The organism is Pseudomonas sp. MRSN 12121 (genome assembly GCF_000931465.1).
In the GTDB taxonomy this organism is placed as follows: domain Bacteria; phylum Pseudomonadota; class Gammaproteobacteria; order Pseudomonadales; family Pseudomonadaceae; genus Aquipseudomonas.
In genome coordinates this window covers 1,694,351-1,712,229 of record NZ_CP010892.1, presented here as the reverse complement: position 1 = coordinate 1,712,229, position 17,879 = coordinate 1,694,351, and the positions used below count along the sequence as shown (strand labels likewise).

The following is a 17,879-nucleotide window of genomic DNA, read 5'->3' as shown; positions in this document are numbered from 1 at the left end:
GAGGACTCGATGTGACCAGCATGGAACCCGGGAGCTCAGGCGGCGATCCGCGCCTGAGCTTCGATGACCCGTTGTTGGACGGATTGCTGATCCTCTGCAAACTGCACGACTGCCCTGTCAGCCGTGCCAGCCTCAGTGCGGGGTTGCCCCTGGCCCAGCAGCGCCTGAGCCTGGACCTGCTGCCCCGCGCCGCGGCTCGCGCCAGCCTGCAGGCCCGCCTGCTGCGTCGCGAGCTGTCGGCCATCTCCGCGCTCAACCTGCCGGTGCTGCTGATTCTCAAGCAGGGCCGCTGCGCGGTCCTGCGGCGCTGGGGCGACGACGGCCAGGCGCTGATCCTGCCCAGCGAAGCCGAAGGCGGCGAGCAGTGGGTCGGCCAGGACGAGCTGGACGCCGACTACACTGGCCAGGCCCTGTTCGCCCGCCCCCGCCACGAACTCGAGGACCTGCGCCAGTCGCTGGTGCCGCGGGTCGAGGCCTGGTTCCGCGACACCCTGAAACTCTCGCGCTGGCTGTACAGCGACGCGATCCTCGCCAGCCTGCTGATCAACCTGCTCGGGTTGATGGTGCCGCTGTTCGTCATGCAGACCTACGACCGCGTGGTGCCCAACCAGGCCACCTCGACCCTCTGGGTGCTGGCCATAGGCCTATTGATCGGCACCGGCTTCGAACTGGTGCTGCGGGTGGTGCGTGCCCATCTGCTGGACAGCGCCGGGAAGCGCACCGACGTGATCCTCTCGGCCACGCTGTTCGAACGCATCACCGGCATGGCGATGAAAGCCAGGCCTGCGACCATCGGCGGCTTTGCCCAGAGCATCCACGACTTCCAGGGCCTGCGCGAGTTTCTCACCGCCGTGACCCTGACCAGCCTGATCGACCTGCCCTTCGCCGTGCTCATGCTGCTGGTGATCGGCCTGCTCGGCGGCTGGCTAGTGGTGATCCCGCTGCTGGCGTTTCCCCTGACCATCGTCTTCGCCATGCTGATCCAGGCGCGCCTGCGCGACACCGTGCAAAAGAGCCTGAGCCTGGGCGCCGAACGCCAGGCGCTGCTGATCGAGACCCTCGGCGGCCTGGAAACCCTCAAGGCCTGCAGCGCCGAGAGCGAACGCCAGCACAAGTGGGAGAGCACCCACGGCGCCCTCACCCGCCTCGACAGCCATGCGCGCAACCTGTCGGCCCTGGCCACCAACGGCACCTTGTTCATCCAGCAGTTCTGCGGCATGGCGACCATAGTCGCCGGGGTCTACAGCATCATCGCCGGCAACCTCAGCGTCGGCGCGCTGGTGGCCACCTACATGCTCGGCAGCCGGGTCCTGGCGCCGCTGGGGCAGATCGCCGGGCTGATCACCCGCTACCAGCAGGCGCAGCTGACCATGCGCAGCACCGATACCCTGATGGCCCTGCCCCAGGAACGCGATAGCCGCCAGCGCCCGCTGGAACGCCGGCAACTGCAAGGCGCTCTGACCGTCAACCAGGTGACCTTTAGCTACCCGGGGCAGAATGCCCCGGCCCTGAACCATATCGGCTTCAGCCTGAAGCCCGGCGAACGGGTCGGCATCATCGGCCGCAGCGGCTCCGGCAAGAGCACCCTGGCGCGCCTGGTCATGGGCTTCTACAGCCCCGACGAAGGCCAGTTGCTGCTGGACGGCCTCGACCTGCGGCAACTGGATGTGGCGGACCTGCGCCAGCAGATCGGCTACGTCGCCCACGACTTGCCGCTGCTGGCCGGCAGCCTGCGCGACAACCTGACCCTCGGCGCCCACTACATCAGCGATACGCGCATGCTCGAAGTCGCCGAGCTGACCGGCGTCCTCGACCTCGCCCGCCAGCATCCCCAGGGCTTCGACCGGCCGGTGGGCGAGCGTGGCCAGCTGCTGTCCGGCGGCCAGCGCCAGACCGTGCTGCTAGCCCGCGCGCTGTTGCTGGACCCGCCGATCCTGCTGCTGGACGAACCCACCAGCGCCATGGACAACAGCAGCGAAGACGCCCTGCGCCAGCGCCTGCAGGCCTGGGTCCAGGGCAAGACCCTGCTGCTGGTGACCCATCGCACCTCGATGCTCAGCCTGGTGGACCGGCTGGTGGTCCTGGACAACGGGCGGATCGTCGCCGACGGCCCGAAAGAAGCGGTCATCGATGCACTGCGCAAGGGCCGTGTCGGCTCTGCGGCAGTCTAGGAGTCGCCCATGCCAGCCTCATCGCCATCGTGTGGCTACTTCGCCAGCCTGCGCAAAAGCGCGGAAAGCGAGTTCATGCCCGAAACCGCCGGCGCCACGTTGCAGGACTCGCCCCGCGGCTCGCGCATTACCGTCTGGCTGACCGCCGCGCTGATCGTCAGCGCCCTGGTCTGGGCCAAGCTGGCGGTGTTGCAGGAAGTCACCGTCGGCGAAGGCAAGGCCATTCCCTCGAGCAAGGTGCAGGTGGTGCAGAACCTGGAAGGCGGCATCGTCACCGAGATTTTCGTGCGCGAGGGGCAGATGGTGAACAAGGGCGACACCCTGCTGCGCCTGGATGACACGCGCTTCCTGTCGAACAAGGGCGAAAGCGAGGCCGACCGCTACGCCTTGATGGCCCAGGTCGAACGCCTGTCCGCCGAAGCCGAGGGCCGGCCGTTCAAGCCCTCCGACGAGGTGGTGGCCAAGGCGCCCCAGGTGGCGGAAGACGAACGCTCGCTCTACGAGCAGCGCCAGCGTCGCCTGGCCAGCGAGCAGCGGACCCTGAGCGAACAGCTGCGGCAAAAGACCCAGGAACTGGCGGAGTTCCGCTCCAAGCAGGGCCAATACAGCTCCAGCCTGGCCCTGCTCAACCAGGAAATGAACATGTCGGCGCCGCTGGTGAACACCGGCGCGGTATCGCCGGTGGAGATCCTGCGCCTCAAGCGCAGCGCCGTGGAGATCCGTGGCTCGCTCAATGCCACGACCCTGGCCATCCCCCGGGCGGAATCGGCAATCAACGAGATCAGGAGCAAGATCGACGAGTCCGAACAGAGTTTTCGTTCCGACGCCGCCAAGGAACTCAACGAGAAACGCACCGACCTGTCGAAGATCACCGCCTCGAGCATCGCCATCGACGACCGGGTCACCCGCACCACCGTGACCTCGCCGGTGCATGGGGTGATCAAGCAGCTCAAGGTCAACACCATCGGCGGCGTGGTCCAGCCGGGCAGCGACATGGTGGAAATCGTGCCGCTGGAAGACAACCTGCTGATCGAGGCCAGGGTGCGGCCGCAGGACGTGGCCTTCCTCCATCCCGGCCAGAAAGCCATGGTCAAGTTCAGCGCCTACGACTACACCATCTACGGTGGCCTGAGCGCCAAGCTGGAACTGATCGGCGCCGACACCATCACCGACGACAAGGGCAACAGCTTCTACCTGATCCAGGTGCGAACCGACAAGAATCACCTGGGCGGCGACCTCAAGCCGCTGCTGATCATCCCAGGCATGGTCGCCACGGTGGACATCATCACCGGCGAGAAAAGCGTGCTCGACTACCTGCTCAAGCCGGTGCTCAAGGCGCGGACCGAGGCCATGCGCGAGCGTTAGGCCCGCCGTCTCCGCGACAGGCGAGAAGACCTTCCTCGGCAGGAGCGAAGCGTGCTCGCGACAAGGCCCTCAAGCCTTGCCCTCACCATGATTGCGCAGGAACACCTCCTCCCCCATCGCCGCGATCTGCCCGTCGATCAAGGCCTCGAAAGGCTTCAGCAAAGGCTCGAACGAGGTCGGCGCCTCCAGGGTCTGCAAGGCCTGGACAATCGCCTCGACAGTCGACAGCGCCCCTGGCCCCGGCGCCTTGCGCAACCGGTAGCGGGACACCGCACCTGCGCCCAGGGTCACCCGGGGCAACGCCGCCAGCAGCGGATTGAGGTGCAACAGCTTGCGCGCCTTGCGCCAGGTGCCGTCGGGCACCACCAGCAGCAAGGGCTGGCTGTCCGGCTCGCTGGCATAGGCGCGCAACGGCTGCGCATCCTCCGCCGGAAACAGCAGCCGCGCCTGGTACCCGGGCGGGTTCAGCAGCGCCGGCAGGTCGTCAAACACCTCGCCGACGATCAGCTCGGCATTGTTCAGCCCCAGCGCCGCCAGCCGCGCGGTGTTCAGCGCGTGGTTGACTTCACTGGGATGCTGCAACAGCAGCACCCGGGTGCGGCTGTCCAGCCGCGGGATCAGCGGGCACAGGCAATGGCTTTTCGGACGCCGGCAGCGCGGGCACTGAGCGCGGGATAGCGGGGCGGACATGCTGGCCTCCTCAGACCTGGTTGAGCTGCGCCTTGAGCAGGTCGCGGAACGTCTGGATCAGGGGTTCGCGGCTGCGACCACGGCGCACGATCATCGAGAACGGCGCCTGGTAGCCGAAGGTCGCCGGCAGCAGCACGCGCAAATCGCCCTTGTCGGCCCAGGCCTGGGCGTAATGCTCGGGCAGGTAGCCGATATAGGCGCCGGACAGCACCAGGATCAACTGCGCCTCCATGCTCTCCACCGTCGCCGCGCTGTGCTTGAACCCATGGCGCGCCAGCTCGGCCTGGCTCCAGTAGCCACGCCCGACCATGCGCTGCTGGGTGATGACCTGCTCCGGGATGCGCCGCTCGTTGAACAGCGGGTGCCGGCTGCTGCAATACAGCCAGTGCTGCTCGCGGTACAGCGGCATGTACACCAGCCCGCTCATGCGCGTGGAGAAGGCGCCGATGGCCAGGTCCAGGCGGTTGTCCTGCACGCCGAGCTGCAATTCGTAGGGGCTGAGCACCGACAGGTGCAAATGCACCGCCGGGTGTTCCTGGCTGTAGGCACCGATGGCTTCGGCGAACGGCAGGGCCTTGTCGCTCACCGTCGAGTCGATCACCCCCAGGTTGAGGGTGCCGCGCAGTTCGCCCTTGAGCGCCGCGGCATACTGCTCGAAGCCCTCCAGCTCGCCCAGCAGGCGCAGGGTCTCCTGATGGAACAGCTCGCCCTTGCTGGTCAGGCTGAAACCGCCACGGCCACGATGGCACAGCACCAGCCCCAGGGCCGCTTCGAGCTGGCTCATGTAGGTGCTGATGGCCGAGGTGGAAAGGTTCAGCTCGTGCTGGGCATTGGCGAACCCCTGATGCCGCACCACGCTGACGAAGATGCGCAATAGTTTCAGATCAGGTAAAGCGTTGGCCATGGGAACTCCATCCGGCAGATCGACAACGATGATCGGGTATCTGGGTCATCCGGACCGCATTGACGCTCCTTCATGGAGGGCCTGGCGGCCGGCATTACGGCCTATCGCGGGCAAGCCTCGCTCCTACAGAAGCATGCAGTCCTGTAGGAGCGAGGCTCGCCCGCGATGACGTCAGCACAGACACCGCTACTCTCGCAGGCCTGAAGTCTATCCTTTACCGCCGCCATTAGTTTAGAAAATTCTGAACTAAGTATTTGCCCGTAGCGATTCTTCCCGAGCACTACATTTCGCAGAATCGGCCCCACTCGGTTTCGCCAGCCGCCGTTTGCCGCGCCGCGAACCCCAAAAATAAAACAACGATGAGGCCAATCCCGTGGACAAGATTCTCCACCAACCACTGGGCGGCAACGAAATGCCGCGCTTCGGCGGCATCGCCACCATGATGCGTCTTCCCCATGTGCATACCCCGGCCGGCCTGGATGCCGCCTTCGTCGGCGTACCGCTGGACATCGGCACCTCGCTGCGCTCCGGCACCCGCTTCGGGCCCCGTGAGATCCGCGCCGAATCCGTGATGATCCGCCCCTACAACATGGCCACCGGCGCCGCGCCCTTCGACTCGCTGAACGTGGCCGACATCGGCGACGTGGCCATCAACACCTTCAACCTGCTGGACGCGGTGCGCATCATCGAGGAAGCCTACGACGACATCCTCGAGCACAACGTGATCCCGCTGACCCTGGGCGGCGACCACACCATCACCCTGCCGATCCTGCGCGCCATCCATAAAAAGCACGGCAAGGTAGGCCTGGTGCACATCGATGCCCACGCCGATGTCAACGATCACATGTTCGGCGAGAAGATCGCCCACGGCACCACCTTCCGTCGCGCCGTGGAGGAAGGCCTGCTCGATTGCGACCGCGTGGTGCAGATCGGCCTGCGCGCCCAGGGCTACACCGCCGAAGACTTCAACTGGAGCCGCAAACAGGGGTTCCGCGTGGTGCAGGCCGAAGAGTGCTGGCACAAGTCGCTGGAGCCGCTGATGGCCGAAGTCCGCGAGAAAGTCGGCAACGGCCCGGTGTACCTCTCCTTCGACATCGACGGCATCGACCCGGCCTGGGCGCCGGGCACCGGCACCCCGGAAATCGGCGGCCTGACCACCATCCAGGCGATCGAGATCGTCCGTGGTTGCCAGGGCCTCGACCTGGTGGGCTGCGACCTGGTAGAAGTCTCGCCGCCCTACGACACCACCGGCAATACCTCGTTGCTGGGCGCCAACCTGCTGTATGAAATGCTCTGCGCACTGCCTGGCGTGGCACGTCGCTGAGAGCCGGAAGTGCCGTCCTGCAGGACGGCGCCGCTGTCGTTATTCATGACGCCGCCAGCGAGCGGCGCATGCCAGGGGAGCAACACCTGAGCCAGGGAGCACGAGACCCGCGTTTTTACCGACGCGGGTCCGGCATACAACAAGGCCTATGGCTGGCCTGCCACGAAGATTTATCCGCCTTGTCGGAAGGGCTACCGCCCCCTTAGCCAGACAGGTGACGCTCGCGCACGACGAGCCCGCCTCGATGATCGGAGCAGATCATGAATAACAATAAAGAAAACCGCCTTATCCGCAGCAACGCCCATGGGATCGACCCGATCCCGGCTCCTGAACGCGACGCCCGCCCCAGCGACCTGTTTCGCCTGGCCCGCGGTAGCGCTCCTGTCTTTGCCAGCGACTATCCCTATGGCGCCTCCCGGTACTCACGCCACTGCGCCGTGAGCCCACAGACAGCCTGATCAATCCATCACGGTGAGACAACGCCCGCGGCGAGGCTCCCTCCTGCGCCACGGAGCAGGGACGCAGCACACCACAATAAAAGTCTTGCCGACACGTTCCACCTGGTTCTGCCATAAGAAAGATAATCGGAGACGCCATCATGGCTTTAGATCTATTCGTCGTACTCATCTATGCCGCCGGCATGCTGGTGCTCGGCTACTACGGCATGCGCAAGGCCAAGACCCACGAGGATTACCTGGTGGCCGGGCGCAACCTCGGCCCGAGCCTGTACATGGGCACCATGGCCGCCACCGTGCTGGGCGGTGCTTCCACCGTCGGCACCGTGCGCCTGGGCTACGTCCACGGCATCTCCGGCTTCTGGCTCTGCGCCGCGCTGGGCCTGGGCATCATCGCCCTCAACCTGCTGCTGGCCAAACCGCTGCTCAAGCTGCGGATCTTCACCGTTACCCAGGTCCTGGAAAAGCGCTACAACCCGATGGCCCGCCAGGCCAGCGCGGTGATCATGCTGGCCTACGCGCTGATGATCGGCGTGACCTCGATCCTCGCCATCGGCACCGTGCTGCAAGTGCTGTTCGGCCTGCCGTTCTGGATCTCGGTGCTGCTGGGCGGCGGCGTGGTGGTGATCTATTCGGCGATCGGCGGCATGTGGTCGCTGACCCTGACCGACATCGTCCAGTTCGTGATCAAGACCGTCGGCCTGATGTTCATCCTGCTGCCGATCTGCCTGTACCGCGTCGGCGGCTGGGATGAGCTGGTGGCCAAGCTGCCGGCGGCGAGCTTCAGCTTCACCACCATCGGCTGGGACACCATCGTCACCTACTTCATGATCTACTTCTTCGGCATCCTGATCGGCCAGGACATCTGGCAACGGGTGTTCACCGCCAAGACCGAAAAAGTCGCGCAATACGCAGGCACCGTCGCCGGCTTCTACTGCATTCTCTACGGCCTGGCCTGCGCCCTGATCGGCATGGCCGCGCACGTTCTGCTGCCGGACCTGGACAACGTCAACAACGCTTTCGCCGCCATCGTCAAAGCCTCGCTGCCGGACGGCATCCGTGGCCTGGTGATCGCCGCGGCCCTGGCCGCCATGATGTCCACCGCCAGCGCCGGCCTGCTGGCCGCCTCCACCACCCTGACCGAAGACCTGCTGCCCAAGCTGCGCGGTGGCAAACAGTCGAGCCTGGGGATCAACCGCCTGTTCACCCTGCTGACCGGCATCGTGGTACTGGGCATCGCCCTGGTGGTCAACGACGTCATCAGCGCCCTGACCCTGGCCTACAACCTGCTGGTGGGCGGCATGCTGATCCCGCTGATCGGGGCGATCTTCTGGAAACGCGCGACCACCGCCGGCGCCATCGCCAGCATGGGCCTGGGCTTCATCACCGCGCTGGCGTTCATGTTCAAGGACGGCCTGGACGCCAACACCCCGATCTACTACAGCCTGGCCGTCGGCCTGGTGAGCTTCGTAGCGGTGAGCCTGTTGTCTCGTCGCCCGGCAACCCTGGCCAGCGCGATCTAACCTCAGGTCAGACGCCGTACATTTTTCTTCGGCGGGTGCAGCGTCGGTGGCTGCACCCGTTTTTTTTCGCCTGGAGGAAAGCCCGATGAAGATTGTCAGCCGCGACCGCTGGTTCGAAGTCAAACACCTGGCTGACGGGATCCGCTTGATTCACGAGCCCTACATCCGGCCGTTCTATCGTTGCAACCTGTGGCACATCCAGGGCCGCGACCGGGACCTGTTGCTGGACAGCGGCTCCGGCCTGGTCAGCCTGCGCGAGCAGTTGCCCTGGCTCACCGAACGCCCCTTGCTCGCGGTGGCCAGCCATTGCCATTTCGACCATATCGCCGGGCACCACGAATTCCCCGAGCGCCTGGTGCACCCCGCCGAAGCGCAGATCCTCGCCGCGCCCGACGGCGCCAATACCCTGTCTGCCGCCTGCGTCGGCGACGAGATGTTCGAGGCCCACCCGGATTGTCCGCTGTGCTACGCCGAGTACCGGGTCAAGGCCGCTCCGGCGACCCGCCTGATCGAGGAAGGCGACGTGCTCGACCTGGGCAGCCGCCATCTCCAGGTGCTGCACACGCCCGGTCATTCCCCCGGCGGTATCAGCCTGTGGGAAAGCGCCAGCGGCACGCTGTTCAGCGGCGACATCATCTACGACGGCCCCCTGGTAGAGGATGCCTACCACGCCAACCTGGAGGACTACGCCGCCAGCCTCGAACGCCTGTACCGACTACCGGTGCGTACCGTGCATGGCGGTCATTTCGGCAGTTTTTCGGGAGCCTCGTTACGCAGCATGATCGAGGATTGGATCCGCCGGCACGCCTGAAGCTGTGCTGTACTGCACACAGCCCCCACCATCGGGCTCCCGCGAAAGAGCCGCCATGAAAAGAGCCGAAGTTCGACAAACCGTGCATGACTTCATCAGCCGCCTGCTGGAAAGCAATGAGCGATTTGCCGACGACGCGAGCCTGCGCACGCTGGGGTTGGACAAACAGGATATCGAGGACCTGATTTTCCACCTGGAAGATGAATTCGGCCTGACGGCCTTTACCCACGAAGAGGATCAGATGCTCAAGGCGGCGAACAGCGCCAACGACCTGAGCCGCTTTCTGCTGAGGATTGCACAGCATTGAACGCCAGTGGCGGTGTTGCGCAGTGAAGGGTTTGGATCAGAAGGCCGATCGCGAATGAACCTGCCCTCGCGCGGCTGAAAAACGACGGGAGCAGGCAAGACGCCTGCTCCACTCTCGAACCGATATCAACGACGGCGCTGTTGCCGACGCCGCTGTTCGTCGTCTGTGCGGATTGGCACCGGCTGCAATGGTGGCTCGATCAGTCCCAGTGCGACCCCGAGGTCGTGAAGCCAGTTCTGCAGTTTCTCTTTCATAGTGCCCCCTTAAGGGTCGTGCCCGGCGGCAGGGTTCTGGAGCCGCCTGGGTTGATAATAGCGCTAAGTTTCGGGCATTGCTCAACCTGGATAGCAATGATCTGTTACCGGATTAATCTGAATCGACCCGGCGCCTCAGGCCGTCGTCCGCAGTGCCTCGCGGCGATCCGTCTGGCTCGCCTGCTGCAGCTCGATCCAGGCATTGAGGTTGGCGCCCAGCATGCCCCTGCGCCACATCAGCCAGGTGGTAGCACTGGCAAAGGGCTCGGCCAGCGGGTGCACCGCCACGCTCTCGCGACCGGGCAGGCTGGCAAGCATCGACTCGGCCATCAGCGCCACCCCGGAACCGGCAATCACACAGGCCAGCATGCCCTGGTAGGACTCGATTTCCATTGCCCGCCCCATGGCGGCGTGAGAGTGGGCGAACCAGGCTTCCAGGCGCATGCGGTACGAACAGCCGCGGCGAAAGGTGAACACCGCACGCCCTTCGACATCCCGCGCACTACGGATCGGCGGATGGTCCATCTCACTGATCAGCACCAGGGTTTCCTCGCACAGCGGCACCCCCTCCAGGCTGGCCAGCTCCAGCGGGCCATCCACCAGCGCCGCATCCAGGCGCCCGGCCAGCAGGCCTTCGAGCAACTCGCCGCTGGGCGCCGATTGCACCTGCAGGTTCACCGCCGGATAAGCGCGGTGATAACGCGCCAGCAGCGCCGGCAACTGAATCGCCGCGGTGCTGTACATGGTGCCCAATACGAAATCACCGGCCGGCTGCCCGCCTTGCACGGCGCCCTGGGCCTCGTCGCGCAGGGCGAACAGGCGCGCGGCGTAATCGAGCAGCACCTTGCCCGCCGGCGACAGTTGCAGGCGCTGGCGTTCGCGCAGAAACAGTTCGACCCCCAGTTGTTCTTCCAGCTGCTTGAGCCGGGTCGACAGGTTGGACGGCACCCGGTGCAGGCGCTCCGCGGCGCGGGTGATGGAACCTTCCTCGGCAACCGCCTGGAAGATGCGCAGCTGGCTGAACTCCACAGCGACTCTCCAAAAAAGAACAAGTTTCTCAATATTATTCATTTTTAAAGAAAGTCAATCGACTCTAGCCTGACGGTCATCGCCTCTTCCCTGGAGCCCGGACCATGCCCTCCCCACTGATTCGCCTGCTCGCCAGCTTCATCGCCCTGATGATGGCCATGGGCATCGGCCGCTTCGCCCTCACCCCGCAATTGCCACACCTGCTCGGCGAAGGCCAGGTCGACCTGACCGGCGCCGGCCTGATTGCCGCCGCCAACTATCTGGGGTACTTCATCGGCGCGCTGGAGGCCATGTTCGCCCACCGTCCGGCCCAGGTTCAGCGGCGCCTGCTCGGCGGGCTGTGGCTGTGCGTGGGGCTGACCCTGGCCTCGTACTGGGCCGAGGGTTTCTGGTCGCACCTGCTATTGCGCTTCGGTACCGGTGTGGCCAGCGCCTGGGTGCTGGTGATGATCACCGCGCTGAGCCAGCCGCTGGCGCTGGCCGCCGGCCGGCCCCGACTGGGCGCCCTGGTGTTCGCCGGTCCCGGCCTGGGGATCTTCCTGACCGGCCTGCTGGCGCTGGGGGCGAACCTGTTGCGGCAAAACTCCGCCACCTTGTGGCTGGTGTATGCAACGGCCGGCCTGCTGATGCTGCTGGCGATGCTGCCGATCCTGCCACGCCCGGCCCCGGTCGCGCCGAACACAGCCCCGCCGCCCCCGGCCTCGAACCGCGGCGCGATTGCCCGGCTCGGCCTGATTTATGCGCTGTATGGCGTGGGATACATCCTGCCTGCGACGTTCCTGTCACAGATGGCCAGTGTCCGGTTCCAGGGGCAATGGCAGGCCGATCTGTTCTGGCCGTGCTTCGGTCTCGCGGCAGCGGTGGGCGTGCTGCTGGTCAGCCTGCGGCGGCACGCCCCGGATGCCACGCGTCACTGGCTGATGGCGACCTTGTGGCTGCAGGCCGCCGGGATCTTCGCTTGCCTGTTGGGGAGTGGTATCGGCCTGGCCCTGGGCGTGCTGCTGTGCGGCACGCCGTTCCTCGCTTGCATGCAATTGGTGATGCAACGCTCGCGGGAACTCGCGCCCCACGCCACCCAGCGCAACGCCGGCCTGCTGACGGCCTGCTTCGCCCTGGGCCAACTGAGCGGACCGCTGCTGGCGGCGCTGAGCAGCCATTTCAGCGGTGGCCTGCAACCGGCGCTGATTGTCGCCGGCAGCGGCCTGTTAGTGGCCGGTGCGCTGTCATGGACGCCGCGCCAGTCCGCTGCCGGGGCCTGCCGCGCGGCCGTCTGAGGCGCCGCTACAACCAGCTGCGGATACGCCGGCGCAGCCACTGCTCGGCGCTGACAAAGGTGATGCCGAGCAAGACCAGCACCGCCCCGAACACGAAGTTCAGGCTCAGCGGCTCGCCCAGCAACAGCACACCGAAGGTGACGCCGAACAGCGGCGTCATGAAGGAAAACACCGCCAGGTTGGCGGCCAGGTAACGGCGCAACAGCCAGAACCAGGTCAGGTAGCTGAAAAAGGACACCACCAGGCCCTGGAACAGCACGCTGGCCACCGCCACCGGCGTCAGGCTGACATGGGTGACCTGCCCGCTCAGCACCGCGATCAGCAGCAGGCCGACAAAACCGACCAGCAGTTGATAGAACAGGGTCAGGGTCGCCGGCGCCTCGGATAGGCGCGAAGCACGCACCACCACGGTGGTCGCGCCCCACGCCAGGCCGGCCAGCAAGCCCAGGGCGTCACCGAGCAGCATGCGCGTATCCAGGTTATCCAGCGAAATGCCGCCGGCGAAGGCCACCCCGATGCCGATGAACGCCAGCACTATCCCCAGCCATTGCAGGGGCCTGAGGCGTTCGCTGGGCAACAGCCAGTTCACCCCCAGCGCGGTGAAGATCGGCGCGGTATAGAGAAACACCGACATGTGCGCCGCGCTGGTGAGCTTGAGGCCTTCGGCGATGAACAGGAATTCCAGGCCGAACAGGCTGCCGGCCAGCAGGCCGCCGCGCCAGGTGCTGCCGATCTGCGACCAGCCGCCCTTCCAGCACATCAACAGGGCCACCAGCAGCGCCGAAATGCCCGAGCGGGCGGCGGCCTGCATCACCGGGGCGATATCCGCGGCGGCCCACTTGATCATCACCTGCTGTACGCCCCAGATCAGGCACAACCCCAGCATCACTTGCAGGGCGAAGCCATCGGCGCTGCGCCGTTCGATGCTCATCGCTGGCCCTCGGGCAGATTCGTGGACATGGCAGTCACTCGATAGAAACGACAAAGCCCCGAAACCGGTCCGGGGCGAAGAACAAGGTGCCGTCGATTATCAACCAAACGGACAGAAAAAACCGCTGCGGGCAGGCAGCGGTCATAGGTGAGCGGTACTCAGGTCAGTTCGATACGGTCAGCGTGAATGACGATCTGGCCATTCTTGTACAGCGCGCCGATGGCCTTCTTGAAGTTGCCCTTGCTGACCCCGAACAGGTTACTGATCAGCGCCGGGTCGCTCTTGTCGCTGACCGGCAGGGTGCCGTTGTTTTCCCGCAACTTGGCGAGAATCTTCGAGTTCAGGCTGCTGGCCAGTTCTTCACCCACCGGTTGCAGGCTCAGGCTGATCTTGCCGTCGGCGCGAACTTCCTTGATATAGCCTTTTTCCTGTTTGCCCGGGCGCAGGAACTTGAACACTTCGTTCTTGTGGATCAAGCCCCAATGCTTGTTGTTGATGATCGCCTTGAAACCCATGTCGGTGGCCTCGGCCACCAGCAGATCGACCTCCTGGCCGACCTTGTAGGTCACCGGCGCCTTGTCCAGGTAACGGTCCAGGCGCGCCGTGGCGGTAATGCGACGGGTGTGCTTGTCGAGGTAGACATGCACCACGCAATAGTCGCCAGCGTTCAACTGACGCTTCTCCTCGGAGTACGGCAGCAGCAGGTCCTTGGGCAAGCCCCAGTCGAGGAACACGCCGATACTGTTGACTTCCACGACTTTGAGACTGGCGAATTCACCAACTTGAACTTTCGGTTTTTCGGTAGTTGCAATTAACTTGTCGGCGCTATCCAGATAAACAAAGACATTCAGCCAGTCTTCATCTTCACTGGGAATATCCTTGGGAATATAACGATTGGGCAGGAGTATTTCGCCATCCGCGCCACCGTCCAGATACAAACCGAAGTTAGTATGTTTAACCACTTGCAAACTGTTGTAGCGCCCGACTAAAGCCATTTCCAATTACCCTCATTGCGTGGCCGGCATTCTACCCGTTTTTCCCTGCCGGGTTGACCGGCGCACGGCAAATTTTGCGGAAAACCTTGAGCTTCATGGCCTTGCGCCAGCCAGCACCGCCACCGGTCAGCCCAGCCGAGCGCCATCGCTCCTGAGGCGGCGCCTCGGCAAGCCCCTCGGCAGCGTATTGTCTTTATTTAAAACAGTGGCTTATGGGGATATTCCCGAGATCAACTTAGGATTATTCAAAGATTCTCAAGGGTTATTTCCACCGGGATATTCACCCAACAATTATCGGGCAATCCGTGTATAATACCTGGCCAAATTAATTTTCCTGAAGGTTAATGGCCGCCATGCGCGTAAAAGCATCCAACAGCAAAGTAAAACCAGCTCCAGCCGTTGAAACCAGCGAATCGATCAACGATCAGATCGCGGCTTTCCTGAAATCCGGCGGTGAGATCCAGCAAATTGCCAAGGGCGTCAGTGGCCAGACTTTCGGCCAGTCCAAGCAGATCAGCCTGGGCAAGAAATAATCCCCGCGACACCTCCTCGTCCCTATGCGCTTTGAGCCTCAAAGCGCTAGGACAGGCTTCTCCCTTCTTCCCGTGAAATCGACGAACGGCCCTCGCTCCAGAGGTTTCGCCGGTATCCTTGCACACGTCTAGAACAGGCGTTCCAGTAGGTTCCGCGGTTCCTGCTCCGCGCTTTTCCCGGAGTGACGCATGCGCAAACCCTCCTTTTTCCTGCTCGCCAGCCTGCTGGCCAGCCCGCTGGCCCACGGGCAGATCTTCCAGCGCGAACTGGGGGATTTCGATCTCAAGCTCAGCAGCACGCCCAGTCGCAGCATGGCCCAGGGCCTGGTCAAGCCATCGGCCAGCGGTTCGTTCCACGGCGGCCTGGACCTGAGCCACGACAGCGGCTGGTACGTCGGCCAGTGGTCGCCCAGCATGGGCCTTGGCGAATCGAACGACCTGGAAGTGGATTCCTACCTGGGGTTCAAGCACCCGTTCGACCAGACCCTGGGCTATGAAGTCGGCATGATCCAGTACAGCTATCCGCAGCTGGCGCCCCAGGACAGCCAGGAGTTCTACGGTGGCCTGACCCTGCTGGGCAGCCGCTTCGGCGCCGCCTTCAGCCAGGATCCGGACAAGCGCAACAGCACGCTGTTCGCCGACCTGGGCGGCAACCCGCCATTCGGCATCGGCGTGAGCATCAAGTACACCACTCATCAGTTGGGTAGCCCGGCGTCGGTGAGCAACGGCTACGTCAGCAGCTTCAACGACTGGTCGATCAAACTCTCCCGCCCCTGGATGGGCATCGACCTGAAGCTGATCTACAGCGACTCCAGCCTCAACGGCAGCGATTGCTCGGCCTATTCTGGACACAACGCGCAGTGCGACAGCCTGCTCACCTTCAAGGCCGAGCACTCGTTCTATTGAACGGCTGAACTGCCGGAGGCGTTCCGGGTTCAGATGACAAACCCCTGCCTGGAAACCCTTCGCAAGGACTCGCCATGTCGCGCCGGTTGCAACACCTCATCCTGTTCGTGCTGCTGAGCCTGGTACTGACCGCCTGCAACCGGGTCGGCCTGGCCTACCGCAACCTCGATGTGATCATCCCCTGGACGCTCAACGACTACCTGGAAATGAACCGCGAGCAAAAGAGCTGGTTCAACGAGCGCCTCAAGGAACACCTGAGCTGGCATTGCAGCACGCAATTGCCCGGCTACCTGGACTGGCTGGACCGCCTGCAACTGATGGTGCAGCGCAATCAGGTCAGCGATGCCGCCCTGCAGGAGCGCACCCGCGAGGCCAAGCAGGCCATCGCCCAGACCGCCCGCGCGATCACCCCCTCGGCCATCGAGCTGCTGCGCGGCCTGGACGATCGGCAGGTTACGGAGATGAAGGCGGCCCTCGCCAAGGACCTGCGCGAACGCCAGGAGCAATACGTCAAGCCACCGCTGGAACAGCAGATCCGCGAGCGCGGCGAACGCATGGACAAGCGCCTGACGGCCTGGCTCGGCCCTCTCAGCCCGGACCAGGTGCGGCGGGTGGCGGACTGGTCGGCCTCCCTCGGCGACCAGAACCGCCAGTGGATCGCCAACCGCGCCAACTGGCAGGCACACTTCAGCGCCGCCCTGGAACGCCGCCAGGACAGCGACTTCGGTGCTCGCATCGAGCGCCTGCTGGTGGACCGCGAAAGCCTGTGGACGCCGGCCTATCGCGAGGCCTACGCCAGCACCGAACAGGCGGCGCGCAGCCTGCTGGTGGACCTGATGGCACAAAGCTCGGCCAGCCAGCGCGAGCATCTGCGCGACAAGCTGCAGAACGTGCGCAGTGAATTCGCGGCCTTGAAATGCATGAAGGCCACGCGCCCCGAGTAGCCTCAGGGCTGCGTCGCCTCGAAGCGGGCTTGCGAGCGGGGCGTCAGGCGATCTGCGCCTTGCTCGCCAGTTCGTCGAAGACGATCGGCTCCAGCGCATCGGCCTGCTCTTCCAGCACCTGGCGCGGATGGTCGTTACCCGGAATGCTGCTGTCGATCATGCTCAGCAGGCTGGCGCCGCGGGGCGTCAGGCGGAAGTTTTCGCCGTTGCCGCCTTCCTCTTCCGGTCGCGGCTCGATGAAGCCACGCTCCAGCAACAGTTTTTCGTATTCGCTGGCAGTGCTTTTCAACGCGTCCAGATTGCCCGGCGCCTCACCCTCGGCCGCCTTGGCCGCGGCATGTTCCTCGGCATAAGGGCGCGGCGTGAAGCTGCGGCCCGCACCGTTCTGCACCTCATGCAACAAGCGTTCGATCAGATCCCAGTTGTAAGTCGTCATGTCGATTGAGCCTCCACCCTTGAAAACGAGATGCCCTTGCCTAGGTTGTGACCCCTCCCCGTCGCCAGCCGTTCAGCCGGGTCGGGCAGGCGACCGACCGTTGGGCGGAACCGTTCGGCGGCTGTCGATTGTCCCCGGGGCGAAACGACTAGCCTGTGTAGGCACTGTCGCCGCGCCACTTGTCGCAGGAGAAGACACCATGCAACTCGACGATCATCCGGTCGTATCCCGGGAACAATGGATACAGGCCCGCAAGCAGCATCTGCTTCACGAGAAGGCTTTCACCCGCCAGCGCGACCAGCTCAGCGCCGAGCGCCGCGCCCTGCCCTGGGTCAAGGTCGACCAGACATACCGTTTCCAGGGCCCGCATGGCGAACTGGGCCTGGCCGACCTGTTCGGCGGTCGCAGCCAGCTGGTGGTCTACCACTTCATGTTCGCCAAGGGCTGGGACGAAGGCTGCCCGGGCTGCTCCTTCCTCGCTGATCACATCGACGGCGCCAACCAGCACCTGGCCCACCACGACATCGCTCTGGTGGCGGTATCCCATGCGCCGTTCGCCGAATTCCAGGCCTTCAAGCGGCGCATGGGCTGGAAATTCGCCTGGGTCTCGTCCGCCGGCAATGACTTCAACTACGACTTCGGGGTCTGCGCCCGCCCCGAGGCAGTCGCCGCCGGCACCGCCACCTACAACTACGAACCGACCTCCGGCAGCGAAGAGGAGTTGCCCGGCCTCAGCGTGTTCTACCGCAACCCGGCAGGCGAAATCTTCCATACCTACTCCACCTACGCCCGCGGCCTGGACCTGCTGGTGGGGGCCTACAACTACCTGGACCTGACGCCCAAGGGGCGCAACGAGGAGCAGATCATGGAATGGGTGCGGCACCATGATCGTTACGACGACACCCCCGCCGCCAGTTGCTGTCATGGCGGCTCCTGAACCGCAGGCCTGAGTCGCCGGCACGCCCGCGCCACGGGGCGCAGTTGCCGGCGCATTCATTGGTTCGTGGCGTAAAAAAACCAGCCAGCC

General features: G+C 64.6%; 19 protein-coding genes and 1 pseudogene. 13 read left to right on the top strand and 7 right to left on the bottom strand.

Features of this window, described 5'->3' with window-relative positions:
* The first annotated feature begins 11 nt into the window (after positions 1 to 11).
* Together TO66_RS07785 and TO66_RS07780 are read left to right on the top strand one after the other, a co-directional pair.
* Complete coding sequence (locus tag TO66_RS07785; protein WP_044461794.1) at positions 12 to 2,171, top strand: type I secretion system permease/ATPase; 2,160 nt, start codon at positions 12 to 14, stop codon at positions 2,169 to 2,171.
* 9 nt (positions 2,172 to 2,180) lie between these two features.
* Positions 2,181 to 3,536 carry an HlyD family type I secretion periplasmic adaptor subunit gene (locus TO66_RS07780; protein ID WP_044461793.1) on the top strand — a complete coding sequence of 452 codons (1,356 nt, stop codon included), beginning with the start codon at positions 2,181 to 2,183 and terminating at the stop codon, positions 3,534 to 3,536.
* Between the two features lie 69 nt (positions 3,537 to 3,605).
* On the opposite strand, the gene TO66_RS07775 is transcribed toward TO66_RS07780, so the two are convergent.
* The gene (locus tag TO66_RS07775; RefSeq protein ID WP_044461792.1) at positions 3,606 to 4,226 is read right to left on the bottom strand and encodes a tRNA-uridine aminocarboxypropyltransferase; all 621 of its coding nucleotides are present in this window, start codon (positions 4,224 to 4,226) and stop codon (positions 3,606 to 3,608) included.
* 10 nt (positions 4,227 to 4,236) lie between these two features.
* Positions 4,237 to 5,130, bottom strand: a complete 894-nt coding sequence (locus TO66_RS07770; protein ID WP_044461791.1) for a LysR family transcriptional regulator — start codon at positions 5,128 to 5,130, stop codon at positions 4,237 to 4,239.
* A 373-nt stretch (positions 5,131 to 5,503) separates the two neighbouring features.
* Between TO66_RS07770 and speB the strand changes: the two genes are divergently transcribed.
* The 6 genes and pseudogenes from speB (at position 5,504) to TO66_RS07750 (ending at position 9,550) form a co-directional block, all read left to right on the top strand.
* The gene (gene speB / locus TO66_RS07765) at positions 5,504 to 6,454 is read left to right on the top strand and encodes an agmatinase (protein WP_044461790.1); all 951 of its coding nucleotides are present in this window, start codon (positions 5,504 to 5,506) and stop codon (positions 6,452 to 6,454) included.
* A gap of 17 nt (positions 6,455 to 6,471) precedes the next feature.
* Positions 6,472 to 6,660, top strand: a pseudogene (locus TO66_RS33860) (DUF4440 domain-containing protein); the annotation flags it as partial.
* A 54-nt stretch (positions 6,661 to 6,714) separates the two neighbouring features.
* Complete coding sequence (locus TO66_RS33210; RefSeq protein ID WP_156162044.1) at positions 6,715 to 6,912, top strand: hypothetical protein; 198 nt, start codon at positions 6,715 to 6,717, stop codon at positions 6,910 to 6,912.
* 140 nt (positions 6,913 to 7,052) lie between these two features.
* The gene (locus tag TO66_RS07760) at positions 7,053 to 8,432 is read left to right on the top strand and encodes a sodium:solute symporter (RefSeq protein ID WP_044461789.1); all 1,380 of its coding nucleotides are present in this window, start codon (positions 7,053 to 7,055) and stop codon (positions 8,430 to 8,432) included.
* A gap of 85 nt (positions 8,433 to 8,517) precedes the next feature.
* Entirely contained in the window at positions 8,518 to 9,243 is a 726-nt protein-coding gene (locus TO66_RS07755) for an MBL fold metallo-hydrolase (protein ID WP_044461788.1), read from the top strand.
* 55 nt (positions 9,244 to 9,298) lie between these two features.
* Entirely contained in the window at positions 9,299 to 9,550 is a 252-nt protein-coding gene (locus tag TO66_RS07750; protein WP_044461787.1) for a phosphopantetheine-containing protein, read from the top strand.
* 125 nt (positions 9,551 to 9,675) lie between these two features.
* On the opposite strand, the gene TO66_RS33855 is transcribed toward TO66_RS07750, so the two are convergent.
* Both TO66_RS33855 and ptrR read right to left on the bottom strand, forming a co-directional pair.
* On the bottom strand, positions 9,676 to 9,804 hold the full coding sequence (locus TO66_RS33855) for a PA1414 family protein (protein WP_009042667.1): 129 nt from the start codon (positions 9,802 to 9,804) through the stop codon (positions 9,676 to 9,678).
* A 135-nt stretch (positions 9,805 to 9,939) separates the two neighbouring features.
* Entirely contained in the window at positions 9,940 to 10,833 is an 894-nt protein-coding gene (gene ptrR, locus TO66_RS07745; RefSeq protein WP_044461786.1) for a putrescine utilization regulator PtrR, read from the bottom strand.
* A 104-nt stretch (positions 10,834 to 10,937) separates the two neighbouring features.
* Between ptrR and TO66_RS07740 the strand changes: the two genes are divergently transcribed.
* Entirely contained in the window at positions 10,938 to 12,107 is a 1,170-nt protein-coding gene (locus TO66_RS07740) for a YbfB/YjiJ family MFS transporter (protein ID WP_044461785.1), read from the top strand.
* 7 nt (positions 12,108 to 12,114) lie between these two features.
* On the opposite strand, the gene TO66_RS07735 is transcribed toward TO66_RS07740, so the two are convergent.
* Positions 12,115 to 13,038: a DMT family transporter gene (locus tag TO66_RS07735; RefSeq protein ID WP_044461784.1), complete on the bottom strand. Its 924-nt coding sequence runs from the start codon at positions 13,036 to 13,038 to the stop codon at positions 12,115 to 12,117.
* A 158-nt stretch (positions 13,039 to 13,196) separates the two neighbouring features.
* Entirely contained in the window at positions 13,197 to 14,033 is an 837-nt protein-coding gene (locus TO66_RS07730; RefSeq protein WP_044461783.1) for a S1 RNA-binding domain-containing protein, read from the bottom strand.
* A gap of 344 nt (positions 14,034 to 14,377) precedes the next feature.
* Between TO66_RS07730 and TO66_RS07725 the strand changes: the two genes are divergently transcribed.
* The 3 genes from TO66_RS07725 (at position 14,378) to TO66_RS07715 (ending at position 16,416) form a co-directional block, all read left to right on the top strand.
* Complete coding sequence (locus TO66_RS07725) at positions 14,378 to 14,566, top strand: hypothetical protein (RefSeq protein ID WP_171820072.1); 189 nt, start codon at positions 14,378 to 14,380, stop codon at positions 14,564 to 14,566.
* A 189-nt stretch (positions 14,567 to 14,755) separates the two neighbouring features.
* Positions 14,756 to 15,472, top strand: a complete 717-nt coding sequence (locus TO66_RS07720) for a TorF family putative porin (RefSeq protein ID WP_044461782.1) — start codon at positions 14,756 to 14,758, stop codon at positions 15,470 to 15,472.
* A 74-nt stretch (positions 15,473 to 15,546) separates the two neighbouring features.
* Positions 15,547 to 16,416 (top strand): DUF6279 family lipoprotein, encoded by an 870-nt coding sequence (locus tag TO66_RS07715; RefSeq protein WP_044461781.1) that lies wholly within the window; start codon positions 15,547 to 15,549, stop codon positions 16,414 to 16,416.
* 43 nt (positions 16,417 to 16,459) lie between these two features.
* On the opposite strand, the gene TO66_RS07710 is transcribed toward TO66_RS07715, so the two are convergent.
* A complete protein-coding gene (locus TO66_RS07710; protein ID WP_044461780.1) occupies positions 16,460 to 16,852 on the bottom strand; it encodes a hypothetical protein in 393 nt (130 codons plus the stop codon).
* Positions 16,853 to 17,051: 199 nt separating this feature from the next.
* On the opposite strand from TO66_RS07710, the gene TO66_RS07705 reads away from it, so the two are divergent.
* On the top strand, positions 17,052 to 17,789 hold the full coding sequence (locus TO66_RS07705; protein WP_044461779.1) for a thioredoxin family protein: 738 nt from the start codon (positions 17,052 to 17,054) through the stop codon (positions 17,787 to 17,789).
* The last annotated feature ends 90 nt before the right edge of the window (positions 17,790 to 17,879 follow it).